Annotated in this window: 19 protein-coding genes; 11 read left to right on the top strand and 8 right to left on the bottom strand. The window is 64.7% G+C overall.

Features of this window, described 5'->3' with window-relative positions; translation table 11 throughout:
* Nucleotides 1-10: 10 nt before the first annotated feature.
* A complete protein-coding gene (locus tag H1B27_RS13810; protein ID WP_197966414.1) occupies nt 11-1,909 on the bottom strand; it encodes a SurA N-terminal domain-containing protein in 1,899 nt (632 codons plus the stop codon).
* Nucleotides 1,910-2,178: 269 nt separating this feature from the next.
* On the opposite strand from H1B27_RS13810, the gene tpiA reads away from it, so the two are divergent.
* From tpiA to pyrG, 3 genes are all read left to right on the top strand, one after another.
* Nucleotides 2,179-2,937: a triose-phosphate isomerase gene (tpiA, locus tag H1B27_RS13805; RefSeq protein WP_197966413.1), complete on the top strand. Its 759-nt coding sequence runs from the start codon at nt 2,179-2,181 to the stop codon at nt 2,935-2,937.
* Nucleotides 2,938-3,088: 151 nt separating this feature from the next.
* On the top strand, nt 3,089-3,472 hold the full coding sequence (secG, locus tag H1B27_RS13800) for a preprotein translocase subunit SecG (protein WP_197966412.1): 384 nt from the start codon (nt 3,089-3,091) through the stop codon (nt 3,470-3,472).
* A 166-nt stretch (nt 3,473-3,638) separates the two neighbouring features.
* The gene (gene pyrG / locus H1B27_RS13795; protein ID WP_197966411.1) at nt 3,639-5,270 is read left to right on the top strand and encodes a CTP synthase; all 1,632 of its coding nucleotides are present in this window, start codon (nt 3,639-3,641) and stop codon (nt 5,268-5,270) included.
* Nucleotides 5,271-5,274: 4 nt separating this feature from the next.
* Here pyrG and H1B27_RS13790 read toward each other — a convergent pair whose 3' ends face one another.
* The 3 genes from H1B27_RS13790 to H1B27_RS13780 form a co-directional block, all read right to left on the bottom strand.
* On the bottom strand, nt 5,275-5,937 hold the full coding sequence (locus H1B27_RS13790) for a class I SAM-dependent methyltransferase (RefSeq protein ID WP_197966410.1): 663 nt from the start codon (nt 5,935-5,937) through the stop codon (nt 5,275-5,277).
* A gap of 111 nt (nt 5,938-6,048) precedes the next feature.
* Nucleotides 6,049-7,425, bottom strand: a complete 1,377-nt coding sequence (locus H1B27_RS13785) for a sensor histidine kinase (RefSeq protein WP_197966409.1) — start codon at nt 7,423-7,425, stop codon at nt 6,049-6,051.
* Nucleotides 7,422-8,096 (bottom strand): response regulator, encoded by a 675-nt coding sequence (locus tag H1B27_RS13780; protein WP_061881837.1) that lies wholly within the window; start codon nt 8,094-8,096, stop codon nt 7,422-7,424. The genes H1B27_RS13785 and H1B27_RS13780 overlap by 4 nt, the downstream gene beginning before the upstream one ends.
* A 188-nt stretch (nt 8,097-8,284) precedes the next feature.
* Here H1B27_RS13780 and H1B27_RS13775 point away from each other — a divergent pair, with 188 nt between their 5' ends.
* From H1B27_RS13775 to glsA, 4 genes are all read left to right on the top strand, one after another.
* A complete protein-coding gene (locus H1B27_RS13775) occupies nt 8,285-8,611 on the top strand; it encodes an NIPSNAP family protein (RefSeq protein ID WP_061881836.1) in 327 nt (108 codons plus the stop codon).
* A gap of 126 nt (nt 8,612-8,737) precedes the next feature.
* Complete coding sequence (gene kdsA, locus H1B27_RS13770; RefSeq protein WP_197966408.1) at nt 8,738-9,586, top strand: 3-deoxy-8-phosphooctulonate synthase; 849 nt, start codon at nt 8,738-8,740, stop codon at nt 9,584-9,586.
* Entirely contained in the window at nt 9,586-10,791 is a 1,206-nt protein-coding gene (locus H1B27_RS13765) for an MFS transporter (protein WP_197966407.1), read from the top strand. The genes kdsA and H1B27_RS13765 overlap by 1 nt, the downstream gene beginning before the upstream one ends.
* A gap of 102 nt (nt 10,792-10,893) precedes the next feature.
* On the top strand, nt 10,894-12,768 hold the full coding sequence (glsA, locus tag H1B27_RS13760) for a glutaminase A (RefSeq protein ID WP_197966406.1): 1,875 nt from the start codon (nt 10,894-10,896) through the stop codon (nt 12,766-12,768).
* On the opposite strand, the gene queF is transcribed toward glsA, so the two are convergent.
* Both queF and H1B27_RS13750 read right to left on the bottom strand, forming a co-directional pair.
* Nucleotides 12,765-13,217: a preQ(1) synthase gene (gene queF, locus H1B27_RS13755; RefSeq protein WP_100230722.1), complete on the bottom strand. Its 453-nt coding sequence runs from the start codon at nt 13,215-13,217 to the stop codon at nt 12,765-12,767. The genes glsA and queF overlap by 4 nt on opposite strands.
* 51 nt (nt 13,218-13,268) lie before the next feature.
* Entirely contained in the window at nt 13,269-14,246 is a 978-nt protein-coding gene (locus H1B27_RS13750) for a Vgb family protein (RefSeq protein WP_197966405.1), read from the bottom strand.
* Nucleotides 14,247-14,420: 174 nt separating this feature from the next.
* Between H1B27_RS13750 and eno the strand changes: the two genes are divergently transcribed.
* The 4 genes from eno to H1B27_RS13730 all read left to right on the top strand — a co-directional run bounded on the left by eno (nt 14,421) and on the right by H1B27_RS13730 (nt 18,719).
* A complete protein-coding gene (eno, locus tag H1B27_RS13745; protein WP_197966404.1) occupies nt 14,421-15,704 on the top strand; it encodes a phosphopyruvate hydratase in 1,284 nt (427 codons plus the stop codon).
* Nucleotides 15,705-15,742: 38 nt separating this feature from the next.
* Nucleotides 15,743-16,876, top strand: a complete 1,134-nt coding sequence (locus H1B27_RS13740; protein WP_197966403.1) for a zinc-binding dehydrogenase — start codon at nt 15,743-15,745, stop codon at nt 16,874-16,876.
* Nucleotides 16,877-16,992: 116 nt separating this feature from the next.
* Entirely contained in the window at nt 16,993-17,991 is a 999-nt protein-coding gene (locus H1B27_RS13735) for an MBL fold metallo-hydrolase (RefSeq protein ID WP_197966402.1), read from the top strand.
* A gap of 176 nt (nt 17,992-18,167) precedes the next feature.
* Nucleotides 18,168-18,719 carry an NADPH-dependent FMN reductase gene (locus H1B27_RS13730; RefSeq protein WP_197966401.1) on the top strand — a complete coding sequence of 184 codons (552 nt, stop codon included), beginning with the start codon at nt 18,168-18,170 and terminating at the stop codon, nt 18,717-18,719.
* 96 nt (nt 18,720-18,815) lie between these two features.
* Here the strand turns inward: H1B27_RS13730 and acmB are convergent, their stop codons facing one another.
* Nucleotides 18,816-20,009: a methyl acetate hydrolase AcmB gene (gene acmB, locus H1B27_RS13725; protein WP_197966400.1), complete on the bottom strand. Its 1,194-nt coding sequence runs from the start codon at nt 20,007-20,009 to the stop codon at nt 18,816-18,818.
* Between the two features lie 51 nt (nt 20,010-20,060).
* Entirely contained in the window at nt 20,061-21,698 is a 1,638-nt protein-coding gene (locus H1B27_RS13720; protein WP_197966399.1) for a flavin-containing monooxygenase, read from the bottom strand.
* Between the last annotated feature and the right edge of the window lie 68 nt (nt 21,699-21,766).

The raw sequence follows: 21,766 nt of genomic DNA, 5'->3' as shown, positions 1-21,766 counted from the left end.
TGCTTTCAACTCACTGGTTCACGCCGGTCACCTGCGCGAAGGCGGCCTGATTGATGGTGGTCCCGATGTCGGTCTCGAGCTTGTTGACGTAGGAGGCAACCTGCTCCTCGGTCAGGGCCCGGTCGAGGCTCTCCTTCAGCTTCTTGACCGCGTCGGAGGCGGCATCGACCGCGGGATCGACGATGTCGGTGACGCGGAAGACGATGACCTCGCTGCCGCCGCTCACGGCCGTCTGTCCGACGCCGTCCTTGGCGGTACGGAAGGCGGCCGACACGAGGGTGGCGGGCACGCCGGCGGGCGAGTCGTCGCGCTTGAAGCCGGTCGCGGTCTCGACCTTGGCGCCAACAGCGGCGGCCTCGTCAGCGAGCTTGCCGCCTGCTTCGAGCTTCTGCACCATCTCCGTCGCCTTGGCCTTCAGCCTGGCCGCGATCTGGTCCTGGCGCCAGCGCGCCTCGACCTGGTCGCGGACCTCGTCGAGATTTCGGTCGCGCGAGGGCGTGATGGCGAGCACGTCGTACCAGACATAGCCGCCCTTGAACGAGATTGCGTCGTTGTCGACGCCGACGTCGGTGTTGAAGGCTTGCGACACCACGTCGAGACCCTGCGGGATGCTGGCGACCGGCTCGCCGTTCGGGGCGCGGCCGGAGCGGTCGACGGCGTCGATGGTCACGGCGGTGAGGCCCAGCTTCTGCGCCGCGTCGATCACGCTGGAGCCGCCGCCGCGCTCGTCTTCCATCTTGTCGCGGAGATCGGCGACCTTGACGCGCGCGCGCTCGGTCGCGATCTCGCGCTTGATGTCGCCGGCAAGGCTGGCGTAGTCCGCCTCTTTGCCCGGCTCGATCTTGTCGACCCTGACAATGGAGGTGCCGAGAGCGCCCTGGATCGGCTGGCTGATCTCCCCGACGGGAAGTGCGAAGGCGGCGTCGCCGACCGCGGGAGTGAGCGAAGACTTGGTCACGAGCCCGAGGTCGATGTCGGAGGCACTCAGCCCACGCTCCTTGCCGAGGTCTTCGAACGACAGCCCGCCGACGAGACGCTCGCGTGCCGCTTGCGCGTCGGCGACGTTCGGAAACACGATCTGCTGGATTTGTCGCTTCTCCGGCGTGCCGAGCCGGTCCTTGCGCTGCTCGAACACCTTCCTGGCGTCCTCGTCCGAGACCTCGGTCCATTTGCCGATGTCTTCCGGCGAGATCACGACGAAGGCGATCTTGCGGTATTCGGGCGCGCGGAACTGGACCTTGTGATCCTCGAAATAGGTGGCGAGGGCTTCGGGCGAGGGCGCGTCGATGGTGCCTGCCTGCGCGGCGTCGAGCTTGACGAATTCAATGGAGCGCTGCTCGTTCTGGAAGCGCGTGAGCGCGTCGATCATGGCCTTCGGCGGCTCAAGGCCGGCGCCGATCGTGCCGGTGATCTGGCGGCGCAGCGACACCTTGCGTTGCTCGGCGACGTAGCGCTGCTCGGTATAGCCGAAATTGCGGATCACGGCCTGGAAGCGGTTCGCATCGAAATTGCCGCCGACACCCTTGAAGTTGGGATCGTTCATGATGACCTGGCGGATCTGGTCGTCGGTCTGGCCGAGCCCGAGCCGGCGCGCCTCTTCGTCGAGGGCGGCTTCCGCGATGGTCTGCTGGAGCACCTGGCGATCGATGCCGAAGGCGCGGGCCTGGTCGGGCGTCAACGGCCGGCCGAACTGGCGGCTGATCTGCTGGAGGCGGTCGGTGTAGATCTGGCGGAACTCGTTGAGCGAAATCTCCGTGCTGCCGATTTTGGCCACCGTGGACTGCCCGAAGCCCTTGAAGATGTCGGCGATGCCCCAAATGCCGAAACTGATGATCAACACGCCCATCACAATGGCCATGATGGTCTTGCCGAGCCAGTTTGATGAGGCCTTGCGCATTCCTCGAAGCATTTGGTCCAACTTGTTTGGTCAGGAGGGGAACGGAGCGCGTCTTAATGCAGATTCCGCAAAAGCGCGTCACCAAATTGATAGTTCATCATAAAGTGGCGGCTTTCCCCCCGCAACCTCGCCTCACGCGGCCGCTCGAGACTGAGGCCCCAAAGCGTTTTCCAGCGAAGCGGACCCGGTTCGCTTCAAGAAAACGCGTCAAAACAAGAATCTGGAACTGCCGCGAGAGCTCTGCTAGCGCATCCACAAACCTCATTTTGCTGGACCCTGACATGACCGACGCCATCCGACCGCTGATTGCCGGCAACTGGAAAATGAACGGGCTGAAAGCCCAGGCTGCCGAATTCGACGCCATGCTCAACGGTGCGGCAGACGTAGCCGGCAAGGCCGACCTGCTGGTTTGCCCGCCGGCGACCCTGGTCGCCGCCTTCGCCGACAAGGCGCGCGGCGAAAAGGTCGCGGTGGGGGCCCAGGACTGCCATCCCAAGGCGTCCGGCGCCCATACCGGCGATGTCGCCGCCGAAATGCTGGTGGATGCGGGTGCAACCGCCATCATCGTCGGCCATTCCGAGCGCCGCGCCGACCACGGCGAAGGCGATGCTCTGGTCCGCCAGAAGGCCGAAGCCGCCTGGCGCGCCGGGGCGACGGCGATCGTCTGTATCGGCGAGACGCAAGGCCAGCGCGATGCCGGCCAAACCCTGGACGTCCTGCGCAGCCAGCTGAACGGTTCACTGCCAGACGCCTCCACCGCAGCCAATCTGGTCGTGGCCTACGAGCCGGTCTGGGCGATCGGCACCGGGCTGACGCCGACAGCCAAGGATGTCGAGCAGATTCATGGCTTTATCCGGGAACTCCTGATCTCCCGGTTCAAAGCCGAAGGTGCCGGAATGCGCATCCTCTACGGCGGATCGGTCAAGCCCTCGAATGCGGCTGAACTGATGGCGGTGAAAAACGTCAACGGCGCGCTGGTCGGCGGCGCCAGCCTGAAAGCAGCCGATTTCCTTGCGATCGCCAAAGGCTGTCCTAACTAAGCGCTGCCCGGGCTCGTTCAAACCGTTGGGTTCGGATCCGATCGGGGGTGGCAATACGCCTCCCGATCGTGTAACACCGCGCAACTTCAGGAAAACCGCGAAGCGCGATCGGCCGCCGTCAGGCGCCGTCCGCTTGTGACGGAAGGATATTATGCAGACCGTTGTCATCGTCATCCACCTCATGATCGTCGCCGTCATGATCGGCACCGTCCTGCTCCAGAAGTCGGAAGGCGGCGGGCTCGGCATGGGCGGGGGCGCCGGCTTCATGTCGAGCCGCGGTACCGCGAACCTTCTGACGCGGACCACCGCGATCCTGGCCGTCGGTTTCTTTCTCACCAGTCTGTTCCTGTCCTGGTACGCCGGCTACGACCGCAAGCCGTCATCGATCATTGGCACGCCTGCGTCGCAGACCCAGCCGGCCGGCGGATCGCCGATCGCGCCGCCGACCTCGGGCGGCATCCTGGATTCGCTGAAGAAGGCTGACGAGCAGCAGAACCAGGCGCCGTCAGGTCCGCAGGTGCCGCGCTCGCAATAAAGCAGGGGGGCCATGCAGGCCGGTCGCTACCGTCCTGCATCAACAATCCCCATCAAGGCACTGTCACCACTGTTAGTTCTGGCTCACCCACAGCCCGCAAAATCTTTTGGGGCGGAATACGAATCGCTTTGGCGAATCGAATTTAGGGGATTAGAGGTTAAGTCCCATGGCGCGGTACATATTCATCACCGGCGGCGTGGTTTCTTCGCTCGGCAAGGGTTTGGCTTCAGCGGCACTCGGTGCCCTGCTGCAGGCCCGGGGCTACAAGGTCCGCCTCCGCAAGCTCGACCCCTATCTCAACCTCGATCCCGGAACGATGTCGCCGTACCAGCACGGCGAAGTGTTCGTGACCGATGACGGCGCGGAGACCGATCTCGATCTCGGTCACTACGAGCGCTTCACCGGCCGGCCGGCGACCAAGGCCGACAACATCACGACGGGGCGCATCTACCAGGACATCATCTCCAAGGAGCGCCGCGGCGACTATCTCGGCGCGACCATCCAGGTGGTTCCGCACGTCACCAACGCCATCAAGGAATTCGTCCTCGACGGCAATGACGATTACGACTTTGTGCTGGTCGAGATCGGCGGCACCGTCGGCGACATCGAGGGGCTCCCGTTCTTCGAGGCGATCCGCCAGCTCAAGAACGAGCTGCCGCGCGATCACGCGGTCTATATCCACCTCACGCTGCTGCCCTATATCCCGAGCGCCGGCGAGCTCAAGACCAAGCCGACGCAGCACTCGGTGAAGGAGCTGCGCTCGATCGGCATCCAGCCGGATATCCTGCTCTGCCGCACCGACCGCGAGATCCCGAAGGAAGAGCGGCGCAAGCTCGGGCTGTTCTGCAACGTGCGCGAAAGCGCCGTGATCGAGGCGCGCGACGTCGACAACATCTATGCCGTGCCCGAGGCCTATCACAATGCGGGTCTCGACGACGAAGTGCTCGCCGCCTTCGGCATTGCCTCGCGTATTCCGCCGGAGTTGCGCAGCTGGCAAGAGATCAACGAGCGCATCCGCAACCCCGAAGGCAACGTCACCATCGCCATCGTCGGCAAGTACACGGGCATGAAGGATGCGTATAAGTCGCTGATCGAGGCGCTCTCACATGGCGGCATCGCCAACAAGGTGAGGGTCAATCTCGACTGGATCGAGAGCGAGATCTTCGAGAAGGAAGATCCGGCGCCGTTCCTCGAGCACGTCAACGGCATCCTGGTGCCCGGCGGTTTCGGCCAGCGTGGCGCGGAAGGAAAGATCAAGGCGGCTCAGTTCGCACGCGAGCGCGACGTTCCCTATTTCGGCATCTGCTTCGGCATGCAGATGGCGGTGATCGAGGCCGCGCGTAACCTCGTCGGCATCGAGGACGCCAATTCCACCGAATTCGGCCCGACCAAGGAGCCGCTGGTCGGCCTGATGACGGAATGGCTGCGCGGCAACGAACTCGAGAAGCGCTCGCAGGCCGGCGATCTCGGCGGCACGATGCGCCTTGGCGCCTATCCCGCCGCGCTCAACCGCGGCAGCCGCGTCTCTGAGGTCTATGGCGGCGCCACCGAGATCTCCGAGCGCCACCGCCATCGCTACGAGGTCAACACCGCCTACAAGGATCGCCTCGAGCAGCACGGCTTGAAATTCTCAGGCCTCTCGCCCGACGGCGTGCTGCCCGAGATCGTCGAGTACGAGGATCACCCCTGGTTCATCGGCGTCCAGTTCCACCCCGAGCTGAAGTCGCGCCCCTTCGAGCCGCATCCGCTGTTTGCCTCGTTCATTCAGGCGGCGATGGTGCAGAGCCGGCTGGTCTAACCGCTCAGCGCGCGGCGGAGTGGTCGCGCGCGTGATGCATCGGCGCCGGCGCGACCCGCGCCGATGGTTGAGGCGCAAGCGATCCCGTGATCAACTTCATCTGTGGCCGCCGCGTCAGCCTGTAGACCGCGGCCGGCGGCACGTTCAGCAAGGCGCGATCCACGAGCTTTGCGCGCAGGCCCAGCCGGTCGAGCACGGGCCGCGGCACCGGGCAGCTCATACCATAGGTGAACTGGTAGAAGGCGCCACCGGGACGGACATAACTGAACGCGCCGCTGAGGATCGAGATGACCTTGCGCCTCGACATGTTGAGCAGCGGCAGGCCGCTCACGACCGCGCCGACGGGGGCGCCGTCATAGAGGCGCTCGCTCGCAAGCCGGCCTGCGTCCATCCACAGCACGCGCGCCCCGGGAAAGCGCACTTGCAGGAGCTTCATGAAGTCGGAGCCGTATTCGATCAGCGTGAGATCCTGCGGCCGGACGCCGCGTTTGAGCAGCTTGTAGGTGAATGCGCCGGTGCCGGGCCCGAGCTCGAGAATCGGCCCCGTCGATGCGCTGATCTCGCGCGTGATGAGATCGGCGAGCGCCGCACCCGACGGTGCGACTGCGCCGACCAGACGCGGGGACGACATCCAGGACAGGAAGAAGGAAAGGAAATCGTTGGGCATGCGCACTCCGGCATCTTGGTTTGCACCTCCTGAGATCAGAGGTGAGACGGATGCAATGTTGCGGAGGTGCATTGCGACTGCATTGCGCTTCAGCGGCGAATGCGGATTGAATCAACTCTGTCGGACCGGCGGCAGCGTCATCCGAAAACAGGCTCCGCCCTCCGGCCCGTCCGCTACGGAGACTTGGCCGCCATGTAGCTGCACGATCTCGCGCACCATGTTGAGGCCGAGGCCGGCGCCGCGATCGAGCGGCATCAGCCGATAGAACGGCTCGAAGATCTGTTCGCGCTGATCGGCAGGAATTCCGGGGCCTTCATCGGTAACCTCGATAGTCGCGGGCCTGCTGACGCGAATCCCGATCGCGCCGCGGCGAGGGCCGTGCTGGATCGCGTTCTGCACGAGATTGGTCAGTGCGCGCTCAAGGGCTGCCGCATCGCCGGTCGTCTCGACCGGTGTCGCCGGCGCATCAAGCGCCAGCTCGTAGCCGGCGGCAATCGCCAGCGGCGCGAGGTCGGCGGCGACGCTTTGCGCAACGGCGGCGAGATTGACGCTGGTGAAGGGATGGCAGCAATGGTCGAGCCGCTGGATATCGAGCAGCTGGTCGGCGAGCGTCGCCAGCCGTGCGGAATCTTCCAGCAGGCGGGTCTTGTCCGGTCCTGGGGCAAGCGATTCCAGCCGCGTGTTCAGAATCGCGATCGGTGTGCGAAGCTCGTGCGCCGCATCCGCAACGAAGCGCCTGTGGCGGGTATAGCCCTGGTCGAGCCGCGCCAGCGCGTCGTTGATCGCGGTCACGAGCGGCAGCACCTCCAGCGGGATCCGCTCCACCGGAAGCCGCGCGCCGCGCTGATGAATATCGATGCGCCGTGCCTCGTCCGCTGCGGAATCGAGCCCCCTAAACGTGCTCCGCACGATCATCGGCGTTGCGATGAACGTCGCCGTTCCCATCAGCAGCAGGCCGGGCAGGGCAATGCCGAGGAACGCGAGTGAGGTCGTGAACAGCGCCTTGGCGCCGGTGAGACGTCCTTGCGTTGCGGTGATGACCTGCACATTGCCGGCGTCGGTGTCGACCCGCTTCAGCCGCGCCGCCGGCTTGCGCGGATCGTCCTCGAGCAGCTGCCAGCCGAGCCGCGCCTGGCTGATCTGGTCGAGACCACCGCCGATCGTAGCGAATTCGGCCGGCACGGTGCCTTCGCTGAGCGAACGCCCCAGCCGGTCGCGCACCAGGAACCAGAGGTCTGGCGTCTCACTCCGCAACTGTTTCAGCTCGGCCGTCGGCCGCAAAGCCAATTCGCCTTGCGCGTCGCGCGTGAGCGCGCGCTGGACGACATCGATGACTCGGTCCTCGTCCCTCTCGGCCAGCACGAAGCCGGAGGCGCAAAGCCCGGCGAGGACGATTGCAACCAGCGCGACCAGGATCGCGGCCTGAAGCGAGAGCAGGCGCCAGCTCAGCCGCGAGCGCAAGCAATAGGGATCGTCGTGCTTGCTCATGGCAACTTCTTGAGCAGATAACCAACGCCGCGAATGCCGTGGATCTCGATACCCGCATCGGCTTCCGCGAGCTTTCGCCGCAGCCTCGAGACATGCGTGTCGAGCGCGTTCGACTGGATCTCGTCGTCGAAATTGTAGACCGCCTCTTCCAGCGCCGAGCGCAGTACGGTTCGGCCCATGCGACGAACCAAGGCTTCCAGCACCAGGAGCTCGCGGCGCGGCAGCTCGAACGGCTGGCCGTCGATGCTGGCCTCGCGATGGCCGACATCGAAGGCGAGGCGGCCCGCGCGGATGATTTCGGGGGAGAGGCCGGCGGGCCGCCGCAGCACTGCGCGCAGCCGCGCCAGCAGCTCCTCGACTGCAAACGGTTTTGCCAGATAGTCGTCGGCGCCGCCGTCGAGCCCGGCGATGCGGTCGGCGAGCTCCCCGCGCGCAGTCAGGACGATGATCGGTACGCCGTCGGCGCGCGCGCGGAGCTTTGGGATCAGGGCAAGGCCATCGCCGTCGGGAAGCTGGCGGTCGAGCAGGACGGCGGCATGGACGTCGGCGGAAATGGCCTCCTCCGCCTCGGCGAGCGTCGGGGCATGGTCCACCACCATGTCGTAGCGCTTCAGCGCCGAGGCCAGCGCACCGGCCATCTCCGCTTCATCCTCGACGAGCAAAATCCGCATGTAACAGGCACCTGAACCGCAACTGAGCCTTTCTAGCGGCCCGATCATTGCGGCAGCATTGCGGGAGTCTGATGCAGCGCCGGAAGCTCAAGCCATGCGCAGAACGCCACAGGGGCGGCCGGGCCGGGCTCAAGACACCGTCGGGGCCAGCCGCTATAACCGCCGGACCTGTTCAGGGAGGAACATGAATGATCTACGAAATGCGCGTCTATCGCTGCGTGCCCGGCCGCCTGCCGGCGCTCTTGAGGCGGTTCGAGACCGTCACGCTGAAGCTTTGGGAGAAGCACGGCATCAAGCAGGCCGGGTTCTTCACGACGCTGATCGGCGAATCGAACCAGGAGCTGACCTATTTCCTGGCCTGGGAGTCGCTTGCCGAGCGCGAGACGAAGTGGGGCAAGTTCATGACCGATCCGGACTGGATGAAAGCGCGCGCCGAGAGTGAAGCCGACGGCCAGATCGTCGGCAATATCGTCAGCCAGCTCCTGACGCCGACTGCCTTCTCGGCCGTGAAGTAGGAACCTGCCGATGCAAGGGCGGCGCCGGCGGCGCCGGCGCAACCCTGATATTCGGGCCGCCCGGACCGAATAGGGTTGATCCGACCTTCGTGGGGGCTATGGTCGCGCCGAAACGAGGGATTTGTCTTGAGCTCTTCGAATTCAGCGGCGCCGGTCGTCACCATTGGCACGGTCAAGTTCGGCAATGATCTGCCGATCTCGGTCATTGCCGGACCGTGCCAGCTCGAGAGCCGCCAGCATGCGCTGGAGGTCGCCTCCGCGCTGAAGGAGATCGCCGCGCGGCTGAACATCGGCCTCGTCTACAAGACCTCCTTCGACAAGGCCAACCGCACCAGCGCATCGGCGGCGCGCGGGCTTGGTCTCGCCCAGTCGCTGCCGATCTTCGCGGAGATCCGATCCGCGCTTGGCCTGCCGGTGCTGACCGACGTGCACGAGGCCACGCAATGCGCCGAGGTGGCGCAGGCCGTGGACATCTTGCAGATCCCCGCGTTCCTGTGCCGCCAGACCGATCTCCTTCTCGCCGCGGCCGCAACCGGCAAGGTCGTCAACGTCAAGAAGGGCCAGTTCCTGGCGCCCTGGGACATGGCCAATGTCGTGAGCAAGATCACCGGCGCCGACAATCCCAACGTGCTCGTCACCGAGCGCGGCGTGTCCTTCGGCTACAACACGCTCGTCTCCGACATGCGCGCGCTGCCGATCCTGGCGCGTACCACCGGCGCGCCCGTGATCTTCGACGCCACCCATTCGGTGCAGCAGCCCGGCGGGAAGGGGACCTCCTCGGGCGGCGAGCGCGAATTCGTGCCGGTGCTCGCACGCGCGGCCGTTGCGGTCGGCGTTGCCGGCGTGTTCATCGAGACCCATCCTGATCCCGACCGCGCGCCCTCGGACGGACCGAACATGGTGCCGCTACGGGAGTTCGAGGCGCTGATCGCCAGGCTGATGGCATTCGACGCGCTCGCAAAGAATCCGCGCTGATGCAGGAAGGCGAGGCGCGGCCGCACGATCACGGCTTGCCGACAGCGCTCTACGTCATATCAGGCGCGAGCTTCGCTGCTGCACTTTCGGCACGCGCGCTGGATCCAGTGCTGCCGCACGTCGCCGAGGATTTTGGCGTCAGCATCGCCACTGCCGCGGGCTTTGCCGCGGTGTTCGCTTTTACCTTCTCGATCATCCAGCCGATCATCGGCGCCGCCGCCGATCTGTTCGGGAAGACGCGGCTGATGATCGGCTGCCTCGCGCTGCTCGGCCTTGCCAACATCCTCGGCGCGCTCTCGTCCTCGTTCTCGGTTTTATTCGCGACCCGCATCCTCGCCGGCATCGGCTCCGGCGGCGTGTTTCCGGTGGCGCTGAGCCTCACAAGCGATCTCGTCGGGCCCGACAAACGCCAGGTCGCGATCAGCCGCACGCTCGCCGGCGCCATGACCGGCAATCTGCTTGGCGCCTCGGCTTCCGGCCTGATCGGCGATTTCCTCGGCTGGCGTGGGGTGCTGGCGGTGCTCGGCGCGCTCGTGATCGTCGCCTCGATCGCCGTTGCGGCCGGCTTCCGCGGCGCCAAGGTCAAGCATCCGCCGAAGACGAGCCTGTCGGCGCTGAAGGCCGGCTATCGCACCATCTTCACCAATCCGAACGCCTATGTCTGCTACTCGGCGGTGTTCATCGAAGGTTGCTGCGTGCTCGGCCTGTTTCCCTACATCGCTTCGTTCCAGTTCGAGCTCGGCCAGACCTCGCTGTCGATCGCCGGCATCGTCATCGCCGGCTTTGCGGTCGGCGGCCTGTTCTACACGCTGACGGTGTCGCGCCTGCTGCCTTGGCTGGGCGTGAAGGGCATGATGATCGCGGGCATGGCGCTGGTGGCCTCGCAGCTCGTCGCCGTGGCTTTCGGTCCGCGCTGGGAGGTTCAGGCGCTGAGCCTCGTCGTGATGGGCTGGGGGTTCTACATCGCCCATGGCTGTCTCCAGGTCTTTGCCAGCGAGCTTTCGGTCGAGGCGCGTGCCACCGCGCTGTCGCTGCATTCGTTCTTCTTCTTCATGGGGCAGACCGTGGGGCCGCTCGCCTATGGCTTCGGGCTCCAGCACGCCGGCAAGATGCCGACGCTGTTCGCGAGCGCCGCGATCATGGTCGTGCTGGGCCTCGTCTGCGCCCGACTGCTCAAGCAGCGCGCGCCGGCGGATGCGCGCTGACGTCCAGGGGCCCTGGAGTGGGCTGTCGCCTCACCATGACACCGTCAGTCGCGTATGCATGGCACACGAATTGCTTTTAATCCGGGCAAATCGAGGTGGACCGTGGATGCGCAGCCCGACCGTTTGCCCAGCCCAGCAGGCACGCCTGGATCGACCGGGTATCCGACCAGGCCTCCGCTCCGCCGCTTCCTGACCGATTGCCACGAGGAGTTCAGGCTCGATCATTCCGGCGACCTTGCCGACTACATCCCCGAGCTGAAGCGCGCCAACCCCGATCATTTCGGCATCGCGCTCGTCACCATCGACGGCCATGTCTATGAGGTTGGCGACAGCGCAGTGCCGTTCACGATCCAGTCGGTGTCGAAGGCGTTCGTCTTTGCGCTGGCGTTGGAGATGGTCGGCGAAGAGCGTGTCGCGGCCACGATCGGGGTCGAACCGAGCGGCGAAGCGTTCAATTCGATCCGGCTCACCAACGACAACCGTCCCTTCAACCCAATGGTCAATGCCGGCGCGATCGCCTGCTCGGGCCTGATCTACGAGGTGGACGGGAAGGGCGCCTTCGAGCGCGTCCGGGCCAAGCTCAGCGAGTTCGCGGGCCGCCAGCTCGGCGTCGATGAGGCCGTTCATGCCTCGGAGACGGCGACCGGCAATCGCAACCGCGCCATTGCCTGGCTGCTTCGGAATTACGCGGTGCTGCCGGATGACGTCGACGCCGTGCTCGACGTTTATTTCCGCCAGTGCGCCATCCTCGTCACCGCGCGCGATCTGGCGGTGATGGCGGCAACGCTTGCGAACCGCGGCATCAATCCGGTGACGGGCGCACAGGTGATCACGCCGCACATCGTTGCGCGCACGCTGTCGGTGATGACGAGCTCGGGCATGTACGACTATGCCGGCGAGTGGACCTATCGCGTCGGCATTCCCGCCAAGAGCGGCGTCGGCGGCGGCATCGTCGCGGCGCTGCCCTCGCAACTCGGGCTCGGCACCTTCTCGCCGTTGCTCGACAATCATTTCAACAGCGTGCGTGGTCTGAAAGTGTGCGAGGCGCTCTCGGCGCGGTTCGACCTGCACATGCTCAACCGCAACGCCGATGTCCGCACCAGCATCATGGCGGATTACGACATTTACGGTATTTCCTCGCGCCGCAGCCGTCAGCCGCACGAGCAGCAGATCCTCGACGAGCGTCACAGCGACATCCGCGTGCTCGAGCTGGTCGGGGCGATGAATTTCGGCACTATCGACTACGTCACCCGAAGGCTCAGCAGCGAGCCGCCGAGCGCACCGCTTCTGATCATCGATTTCCGCCGCGTGCCCGACATCACCGCGGCCGGCACCGAGTTGCTTGGCGAGACGCTGACAGCGCTCGGTCATGGCGGCGTCACCACGATTCTGTCGGGCCTCGAGGAGACCTCCGCGGTCTGGTGCGCGATCTCTGCCCGCGCGGCGGATTTGCGTCGGCTGCGGCGCTTCACGCTGCTCGACGACGCCATCGAATGGGCCGAGGACCAGGTGATCTACCGCTTTGGTGGCTTCACCGACGTGAAGGAGAGTGCGCATCTTCACGAGCAGGCGCTGCTCGCCGAGCTCGACGCCGAGGAGATCGCCGCCATCGTTAAGCTGTCGACCACGCGGCATTACGCGGCCGGCCAGCGCATCGTCGCTGCCGGTGCGCCCGCCAATTCACTGTTCTTTCTCCAGAGCGGCATGGTCAGCGTGAAGCTGCCGAGCGGCGTCCGGCTCGCTTCCCTCGGCCCCGGCATGGAATTCGGCGAGATGGCGATCCTGGAGCAAAGCCGCAGCGCCGACGTCTTCGCCGACACACCCGTTACCTGCCTCGAATTGCCGCTGGACAGCTTTGCCGATTATCGCCGGCTGCACCCGGAAACGTCGCTGAAGATCATGCGCAACCTCGCCGCCATCCTGGCGCGGCGGCTGGTGCTGGCGAATGCCAAGGTGGACTTGCTGAGTGCCTATTAGCCCCGCCCGCGATAGGGCGCGACGCCCTGCTCCGGCACCCACAGGCCCTTCGGAACGCGGCCGGTCTGCCAGAACACGTCGATCGGAATGCCGCCGCGTGGATACCAGTAGCCTCCGATGCGCAGCCATTTCGGCTTGATCTCGCTGGCGATACGCTTGCCGATCATCACGGTGCAGTCCTCGTGGAACGCGCCGTGGTTGCGGAAACTGGCGATGTAGAGCTTGAGGGACTTCGACTCCAGCAGCCACGCACCCGGCGCGTAGTCGATCATCAGATGCGCGAAGTCAGGCTGGCCCGTGACCGGGCAGAGCGAGGTGAATTCCGGCACCGTGAAGCGCACCAGATAATCGGTGCCCTTTTGCGGATTGGGCACGCGGTCGAGCTGGGCTTCTTCCGGCGTATGCGGCCACTCGACCGCCCGGCCGAGCTGGAGGGATTTCTTCGCCATCGTCGTCACATCCTGTTTCGGGTGCCGGGATGGACGCAAATGCCGCTGTCGTCAACCGTGCGCGGTCGTCTGGATCATGACGATCCGGTCGTTGCCGGACTCGCAGCCCCACAGCTCGCCCGGCCTGCCATCGAGCTGGCGCACATTGGCGTTGGCCTTGTCGCTGGCGAACACGTTGAACCGCTCGGTGGTGGGATCAAAGCGCACGATGGCGTTGGCGGAGAAATCCGTGAGCCAGACCTTGTCCTTGTCGTCGACATAGACGGCGTAAGCGCGGGGACGCTCGCCCGGCAGCTTCCATGTCTTCCAGGAGCCATCGGCGGGATCGTGCACCGAGACGTGGCCGCTATTCCACTCGCTGACCCAGATCCGCCCCTTCGAATCCGACCAGACCCGCCGCGAACCCTGGTTCGGCGTCGGCGGCTCGACCACGGTCGCATTGCCGCTCGCGAGGTCGATCCTCGCGATGTGGCTGCCGGCGAGGGAGGCGTACCAGACCTCGCCTTTCGGCGTGACCGTGATGCCGTAGGGACCGATGCCCTTCGGCGCCTTGAACACATTCATTTCGCCAGTCTTCGGCGCGAGCCGGCCGTAATAGCCGGACTGGCCGGTAAACCAGTAGGTGCCTTGCTTGTCGAACACGCCGGTGTTGAGATTGGCGTAGGCGAACTTTTCCGGCAGGCGGAACAGCGTGACCTTGAGACCGGTGGGGTCGACCCGCGCGATCGCGTTCTGGCCGCCCTCGGTGATCCAGGGCGCTCCATCGGGGCCGATGGTCACGCCATGCGGCGCTGCGCCCTGGCCGAGGCTGACCGTCTTGAAACTGCCATCCCGGGGATCGAGCCTGCCGAGCAGGCCCTTGCCCTGCGCCGTGAACCAAACCGCGCCATCAGGCGCGGGCGTGAGATCATGCAGGCCGATGCCCGGGCTGATGGGATAGTATTTTGTCCGGAACGGGGCTTCCTGTGCAAACCCTGGGCGGGCAATGAGCAGCGCGGCGCTCGAAGCAAGAAACTGGCGGCGATTCATGGCGTTACCCCGACTGTTTCAGATTGAGGTTGGGCACGCGGACCAGATTCGGTCGAACATAATCCGAGGCGCTTCATGCGTCAGTCGAAGCGGCTCTTCCAAGCGTTCACATTTGCTTGCGGCCCGTGTAAGACCCGCGGCACCGATCAGCTCTAACGAACGGAAGTGGACATCATGACCGCCATCATCGACATCATCGGCCGCGAAATCCTCGATAGCCGGGGCAATCCCACCGTCGAGGTCGATGTCGTGCTGGAGGACGGCGCGCTCGGCCGCGCTGCGGTGCCGTCGGGAGCCTCCACCGGCGCCCACGAGGCCGTGGAACTGCGCGACGGTGACAAGGCCCGCTATCTCGGCAAGGGCGTCTCCAAGGCGGTCGGCGCCGTCAACGGCGAGATCTTCGAGGCCCTGAGCGGCCTCGACGTCGAGCAGCAGGCCCAGATCGACCAGATCATGATCGACCTCGACGGCACGCCGAACAAGAGCCGGCTGGGCGCCAATGCCATCCTCGGCGTCTCGCTCGCCTGCGCCAAGGCCGCCGCGAACTCGCTGGACATGCCGCTCTACCGTTACGTCGGCGGCACCTCCGCGCGCCTGTTGCCGGTACCGATGATGAACATCATCAACGGCGGCGTGCATGCCGACAACCCGATCGACTTCCAGGAATTCATGATCCTGCCGGTCGGCGCGTCGAGCTTTGCCGAGGGCCTGCGTTACGGCGCCGAGGTGTTCCACACGCTGAAGTCGGAGCTGAAGAAAGCCGGCCACAACACCAATGTCGGCGACGAGGGTGGCTTCGCGCCGAACCTGCCGTCGGCGGATGCCGCGCTCGACTTCGTCATGAACGCGATCGGCAAGGCCGGTTTCAAGGCGGGCACCGACATCGTGCTCGGCCTCGATTGCGCCTCGACCGAGTTCTTCAAGGACGGCAAATACGTCTATGAAGGCGAGGGCAAGACCCGCTCGATCTCCGAGCAGGCGAAGTATCTTGCAGACCTGGTCTCGCGCTATCCGATTGTGACCATCGAGGACGGCATGTCGGAAGACGACATGGACGGCTGGAAGGAGCTCACTGATCTCATCGGCAAGAAGTGCCAGCTGGTCGGCGACGACCTCTTCGTCACCAACGTCAAGCGCCTTGCCGAAGGCATCAAGGCGGGCCGCGCCAACTCGATCCTGATCAAGGTCAACCAGATCGGCACGCTGACCGAGACGCTCGCCGCCGTCGAGATGGCGCACAAGGCCGGGTACACCTCGGTGATGTCGCACCGCTCCGGCGAGACCGAGGATTCCACCATCGCCGACCTCGCGGTCGCCACCAATTGCGGCCAGATCAAGACCGGCTCCCTTGCACGTTCCGATCGCACCGCCAAATACAACCAGCTCCTGCGCATCGAGCAGCAGCTCGGCAAGCAGGCGCTCTACGGCGGCAGGGCGGCACTGAAGGCGCTGGCGTAAGCCGGCGCCGCGGCAAAGACGGACAGGGGAGGATCGACATGAGCGACGGCAAGACCGGACTGCAATTGCGTTCGCTGCTGAAGAAGAGCGGCGAGCTTGAATTGTCCCTCGTCAATATCCCGACGCCGGAGCCGGCCGACGACGAGGTCGTGGTCCGCGTCGAAGCCTCGCCGATCAACCCCTCCGACCTCGGCCTTCTGATCGGGCCAGCCGACATGTCGGCCGCCAAGGCTTCCGGGACCAAGGAGATGCCGGTCATCACCGCCACGATGCCGGAAGCGGCGATGCGGATGATGGCAGCCCGGCTCGATCAGTCGCTGCCGGTCGGCAACGAGGGGGCCGGCACGGTGATCGGAACCGGATCGTCGGACGCGGCGAAGGCGCTGATGGGCAAGACGGTGTCGATGATCGGCGGCGCGATGTACACGCAGTACCGCGTGCTCAAGGTCCGCGACGTCATGGAGCTGCCGGCGGGCACCACGGCCGCGGACGGTGCCTCCTGGTTCGTCAATCCGCTGACGGCGCTCGGCATGACCGAGACGATGCGGCGGGAGAACCACAAGGCGCTCGTGCACACGGCCGCCGCCTCCAATCTCGGCCAGATGCTCAACAAGATCTGCATCAAGGACGGCATCGGCCTCGTCAACATCGTCCGCAGCAAGGAGCAGGCCGACATCCTTCACAAGATCGGCGCCAAGCACGTCGTGGATTCCAGCGCGCCTGATTTCATGGACGACCTCACCAACGCGCTGGTCGAGACCGGCGCCACCATCGCCTTCGACGCGATCGGCGGCGGCAAGCTGGCGAGCCAGATCCTGACCGCGATGGAAATCGCGGCCAACAAGACCGCGAAGGAGTACAGCCGTTACGGCTCCAACGTGTACAAGCAGGTCTACATCTATGGCAGCCTCGACACGCGGCCGACGGAGCTGAACCGCTCGTTCGGGCTGAGCTGGGGTGTCGGCGGTTGGCTGCTCACGCCGTTCCTTCAGAACATCGGCCCGGCCGAAATCGGGCGCCTGCGCCAGCGCGTGGCATCCGAGCTCAAGACCACCTTCGCCAGTCATTACACCAAGGTGGTGTCGCTTCCCGAGGTGCTCGATCCCGCCAACATCGCGATTTACGCCAAACGCGCCACCGGCGAAAAATTCCTCATCAACCCAAATAAATAATCATGACGTGCGACGGCACGTCACCGAAAGAGGGTCTTGCCTTCTGAGCGACGCGGGGGATTATTCCGCCGCCGTTTCAAGCGGAAGAACCGCAAGGCGCTCAGAAGGGACATTCCATGACCGATCTCAATCGCCGTCACCTGCTCACCGGCGCCGCCGCCATGGGCGCGGCGGCTGTCACCGGGTTCGGGCCCATCGCCGCGAATGCCTCAGCCCCGCAAGCCGGGACGCAGGCGCCGGGCTTCTATCGCTACAAGGTCGGCAGCTTCGAGTGCACCTCGATCAACGACGGCGCGCGCACCTTCCCGATGCCGGACAAGTTCGTCGTCAACATTCCGAAGGAGGAGGCGCTCGCGGCCGGCGAGGCGGCCTACATGCCGAAGGGCATGGTCACGGTGCCGTTCAATCCGCAGCTCATCAACACCGGCTCCAAGCTGGTCCTGATCGACACCGGCAATGGCATTGCGAATTTCGAGGCCAGCAAGGGCGCGGTCGGCCGCACGCTGCAAAACCTTCAGGCCGCCGGCGTCGACCCCAAGAACGTCGACATCGTGCTGCTGTCGCATCTACACCCCGACCATACCAACGGCATCCGTTTGGCCGACGGCGCGCTGGCCTTCCCGAATGCGGAGATCATGGTGCCGGGCAAGGACTGGGAGTTCTGGACCAGCGAGGACAACGCCGCCAAGGCCGAGGCCAATCCGATGATGAAGAACTACTTCGCCAACGTGAAGAAGACCTTCGCCGGCCTCGAGTCCAAGTTGACGAAGTACGAGTGGGGCAAGGAGGTCGCGCCCGGCATCACCTCCATCGCGACACCCGGCCACACGCCCGGGCACACCTCCTTCGCAGTCGCCTCGGGCGACGCCAAGGTGCTGATCCAGTCCGATGTCACCAACATTCCGGAGTTCTTCCTGCGCAATCCGGACTGGCACGTGGTGTTCGACAACGACGCCGCGATGGCGCAGGCGACGCGCCACAAGTTCTACGACATGGCGGCAGCGGAAAAGGCGACCGTGATCGGCTTTCACTTCGCCTTTCCCTCGGTCGGCCATGTCGAGAAGGACGGCGCCAAATATCGCCTGATCCCGTCGGCGTGGAATCCGACGATCTGATTTGCACGCGACGTTTGCGCGAACCATCGGGCCGCCGCTTGGCGGTCCGATTTGTTTGGGCCGCATTCGCGAAACGCAGCGTTTCCAAATCCGACCAATTCATGCACTTGCATCCATCGGTCCGGTTGGCTTAAGTGCCGGGACGGCACTCCCGCTCAAGCCCTCGAGGACATTCCATGGCCTACAACATCGTCACGATCGCCGGCAGTCTGCGCAACAACAGCTTCTCGCTCAAGATCGCCAATGCGCTCGCCAAGCTGGCGCCTGGATCGCTCAAGCTCGAGGTCGTCACGCCGGCAGGCATTTCGTTCTTCAACCAGGACCTCGAGGGCGCGCCGCCCGCGGACTGGCTCGCCTTCCGCGAGAAGCTCCAGAAGTCGAACGGCGTCCTGTTCGTCACGCCCGAATACAACCGATCGATCCCGGGCGTTCTGAAGAATGCCATCGACGTCGCCTCGCGGCCCTATGGCAAGAGCTCGTTCCTCGGCAAGCCGGTCGGCATCATCTCCAACTCGCCCGGGCTGCTCGGCGGCGTCAGCGCGGCCAAGCATCTGCAGAACATTCTGCCGGGCATTTCCGGTCCGGTTCTCCAGCAGCCGGAAATCTACCTCAGTGGCGTCGGCGACGCCTTCGACGCGGACGGCAATCTGACCAAGGACTCCCTCAAGACGGTGCTGCAGCAATTCATCGACGCCTTCGCCGCGCATGTAGCGAAGAATCAGGGCTGAGGCCGAACGACCCGGCGGCCAGACAGCAGCTCTGCAATCTGAGGGACAGGCCGATCAATGATCGGCCTGTCCGATTGGACCTTCGAGAGCGCAAGTCTAACTTGCCATGCGCTGCCTCAGGCTCTGATAGAACGCCGTCTCGAAGTTCATGTAGCCGATGAACGACGTTGGATCGCCGAAGGGGAGAATCTGGGTGGCCCAGAACCCGCCGACCCCGTTCTGCCGGTCGATCCAGTAGAACAGGTTGGCGAGGCCGGCCCAGCCCAGCGCGCCGGCCGGACGTCCCGTCGGAGCTTCCTCGTCGTTGATCATGAAGCTCAGCGCCCACGACTTGGACTGGCCCGGGAAGAACTCCGCGTCGTTGCACAGCGCGGGAATGACGCCGGTGATCGGCGTGACCTTCTTGTCGCCGAGATGGTTCTTTTCCGCCATGCGCACGGTTTCGGCCTTGAGCACGCGACCGTGCTCGCCCACGCCGTCATTCAGCCACATGCGAATGAAGCGCATGTAATCGCCGATGGTGCCGTAGAGACCGTGACCGCCCATATGAATTTCGGGCTTGGCCGGCAGTTCGAAATCCATCGGCGTCAGCGAGCCGTCGGCATTTCGCGCGTGGATACCGGCCAGCCGATGGCGCATGGCATCCGTCAGTTCGAAGGTCATGTCCTTGATTCCGAGCGGTTCGAAGATGCGCGTCTTGAAGACGTCACCGAGCCGTCGGTCCGTGATGGCTTCGACGATCTGGCCGCACCAATCGAGATTCGTTCCATAGTCCCACCGCTCGCCCGGATCGAACAGGAGCGGGGTCATCAGGCAGGCCTTGGTCGCAGTGATCACGCTGGGCTGACCCTTTTCCTGGGCCAGGCGATTATAGGTGTGGTTGATGAAATCGTAGCTCAGTCCCGCCGTGTGCGTCATCAGCATGCGCGTGGTGATATCGCGCTTCGGCGGACGCAGGACCGGCTCGCCCCTGTCGTCGAAGCCATCGATCACCTGGAGCTTGCCGATCTCGGGTGCGTATCGCTTCGCGGGCGCGTCGAGATCGAGCTTGCCTTCCTCGACGAGTTGCAGGACGGCCGTACCGGTAATCGCCTTGGTCGTCGAGAAGATGGCGAAGATGCTGTCGGTCGTCATGTCGGCCGCGGAATCGAGACGGCGCTTGCCGGCCGCGCCCTCGTAGATGTTGCGATAGCGGTTCGTCACCATCGCGACGACACCCGGCACGCGCGGCGTCGAGGTAACGACGCCGTCGAGAACGGCGTCTGCTGTCGCGCCAAAATTCATGATCATGATCGTCCTCCCGTCTGGATTGGAATTATCTGGTCGATGCGTTTCGCGCGCTCAGTTCATGGCGAAGCCCTGGTAGCCGCTCGCGGCCACCTCGTCGCATTTCTGGCGATAGGCGCCGACGCCGCCGCAATAGGAGAGAACGCGGCGCGGCTTGCCTTCGACGTTCGAGCCCAGGTACCAGGAATTGGTCTTCGCGATCAGCGTTGCGTTGGCGATCTCGTCGTGATGCGCCACCCAGCCGTCTTCCGCGTCCTTGGTCGGCTCGATCACCTTCAGGTCCTTGGCCCGCATGTACCTGATGCAGTTGTCGATCCATTCGACCTGCTGCTGCAGGCACGTCGTCATGTTGCACAGCGCTGCTGATGGGGCGAGCGGCACGGCGGTCGTGAACAGGTTGGGATAACCGTGAACCTGCAGGCCCATCGTCGTGCGAATGTCCCTGGCCCAGTCCTCTCCGAGCGATCGTCCGCCCCGTCCCCTGATGTCGATGCGCGTCAGGGCGCCGGTACCGGCGTCGAAGCCGGTTGCGAGAATGATGATGTCGAGCTCGTGGACCGTGCCGTCCGCGGTCTGGATGCCGTTTGGCGTCACACGTTCGATCGGATTGTTCTTGACGCTGACGATCTCGACATTGGGCCGATGGAAAGCCTCGAGGAAGTTCTGCTCGAGCGGCACCCTGTGCGTCCCGAAACCATAGTCCGCGGGGATCAGGAGATCGCACAGCTTCGGATCCTTGAGCCGCTCACGCATCTTCTCGCGGACGAATTCCGAGATTTCGGCGTTGACCGCCTCCTCGAAGAACAGCTCGGCGAAGGACGAGATCCATAGCTTCAGCGAGCCGTCATTCCAGCAATCCTCGATCACCTCGCGGCGTTTCTCGGGCGACAGGCCGGCCCACGCATGCTCGAAGTCATACTCGAAACCCGTGAAGGTGTGCGGCAATCGCTGTGTGAAGTGCTCGAATTTGGACTTGTAGGCCTGCGCATCCGCCGCGCTGTATTTGGGATTCTTCATCGGGATGATGTATTGCGGTGTACGGACGAAGACCTTGAGATGGCGGACATCACCCGCGATCGTCTGGATGACCTGGATGCCGGTTGCGCCGTTGCCGATGATGCCGACGCGCTTGCCCGCAAGGTCGACCGGCTGCTTCGGCCAGCGCGCTGTGTGGAACAAGCGTCCCTTGAAAGTCTCCTGGCCCGGAAACGACACGTAGGGGGCCGAGAGCATGCCGCAGCAGGTGACCAGGAACTGGGTGTCGATCACGTCGCCCGTGTCGGTCGTGACCAGCCAGCGCTGGTTTGCTTCGTTGAAATGGGCGCTTTTGACCGTCGTGTTGAACTGGATGTCCTTGCGGAGATCGAGACGGTCGGCGACGTAGTTGAGCCAACGTTCGATTTCCGGCTGGCCCGGGAATTTTTCGCTCCAGCTCCATCCCTTGTAGAGTTCCTCGGAGAACAGGTACTGGTAGATATAGGCCTCCGAATCGAACCGCGCGCCGGGATAGCGATTCCAGTACCAGGTGCCGCCGACGCCGGACGCCGCGTCGATCGCCCTGACCCTCAATCCCTGCTCACGCAAACGATAGAGTTGATAGAGCCCGGCGACGCCGGCTCCCACCACGAGGGCATCGAGCCTGGCCGTCACATGCGCGCCGTTGCTTCCATTGGTCTTGCTTGCGGTTTCCATGTTGGTTCCTCCTCACGTTTCCAGAGCGCACGCGACCTTCCCCCGTCCGTGAGATCATCGGACGCTGG

It is taken from the genome of Bradyrhizobium diversitatis (assembly GCF_016031635.1).
Taxonomy (GTDB): domain Bacteria; phylum Pseudomonadota; class Alphaproteobacteria; order Rhizobiales; family Xanthobacteraceae; genus Bradyrhizobium; species Bradyrhizobium diversitatis.
This window is presented reverse-complemented; position numbering and strand designations above follow the sequence as displayed.

Excerpts from the sequence above, each read along its gene's own strand:
- H1B27_RS13775 (WP_061881836.1), top strand. The coding sequence starts at position 8,285 with ATGATCTACGAAATGCGCGTCTATCGCTGCGTGCCCGGCCGCCTGCCG.
- H1B27_RS13740 (WP_197966403.1), top strand. The coding sequence starts at position 15,743 with ATGAGCGACGGCAAGACCGGACTGCAATTGCGTTCGCTGCTGAAGAAG.
- H1B27_RS13765 (WP_197966407.1), top strand. The coding sequence starts at position 9,586 with ATGCAGGAAGGCGAGGCGCGGCCGCACGATCACGGCTTGCCGACAGCG.
- H1B27_RS13780 (WP_061881837.1), bottom strand. The coding sequence starts at position 8,096 with ATGCGGATTTTGCTCGTCGAGGATGAAGCGGAGATGGCCGGTGCGCTG.
- pyrG (WP_197966411.1), top strand. The coding sequence starts at position 3,639 with ATGGCGCGGTACATATTCATCACCGGCGGCGTGGTTTCTTCGCTCGGC.
- H1B27_RS13810 (WP_197966414.1), bottom strand. The coding sequence starts at position 1,909 with ATGCTTCGAGGAATGCGCAAGGCCTCATCAAACTGGCTCGGCAAGACC.
- eno (WP_197966404.1), top strand. The coding sequence starts at position 14,421 with ATGACCGCCATCATCGACATCATCGGCCGCGAAATCCTCGATAGCCGG.
- queF (WP_100230722.1), bottom strand. The coding sequence starts at position 13,217 with ATGGCGAAGAAATCCCTCCAGCTCGGCCGGGCGGTCGAGTGGCCGCAT.
- acmB (WP_197966400.1), bottom strand. The coding sequence starts at position 20,009 with ATGATCATGAATTTTGGCGCGACAGCAGACGCCGTTCTCGACGGCGTC.
- H1B27_RS13750 (WP_197966405.1), bottom strand. The coding sequence starts at position 14,246 with ATGAATCGCCGCCAGTTTCTTGCTTCGAGCGCCGCGCTGCTCATTGCC.
- H1B27_RS13720 (WP_197966399.1), bottom strand. The coding sequence starts at position 21,698 with ATGGAAACCGCAAGCAAGACCAATGGAAGCAACGGCGCGCATGTGACG.
- secG (WP_197966412.1), top strand. The coding sequence starts at position 3,089 with ATGCAGACCGTTGTCATCGTCATCCACCTCATGATCGTCGCCGTCATG.
- H1B27_RS13735 (WP_197966402.1), top strand. The coding sequence starts at position 16,993 with ATGACCGATCTCAATCGCCGTCACCTGCTCACCGGCGCCGCCGCCATG.
- H1B27_RS13730 (WP_197966401.1), top strand. The coding sequence starts at position 18,168 with ATGGCCTACAACATCGTCACGATCGCCGGCAGTCTGCGCAACAACAGC.
- H1B27_RS13790 (WP_197966410.1), bottom strand. The coding sequence starts at position 5,937 with ATGCCCAACGATTTCCTTTCCTTCTTCCTGTCCTGGATGTCGTCCCCG.
- H1B27_RS13785 (WP_197966409.1), bottom strand. The coding sequence starts at position 7,425 with ATGAGCAAGCACGACGATCCCTATTGCTTGCGCTCGCGGCTGAGCTGG.
- tpiA (WP_197966413.1), top strand. The coding sequence starts at position 2,179 with ATGACCGACGCCATCCGACCGCTGATTGCCGGCAACTGGAAAATGAAC.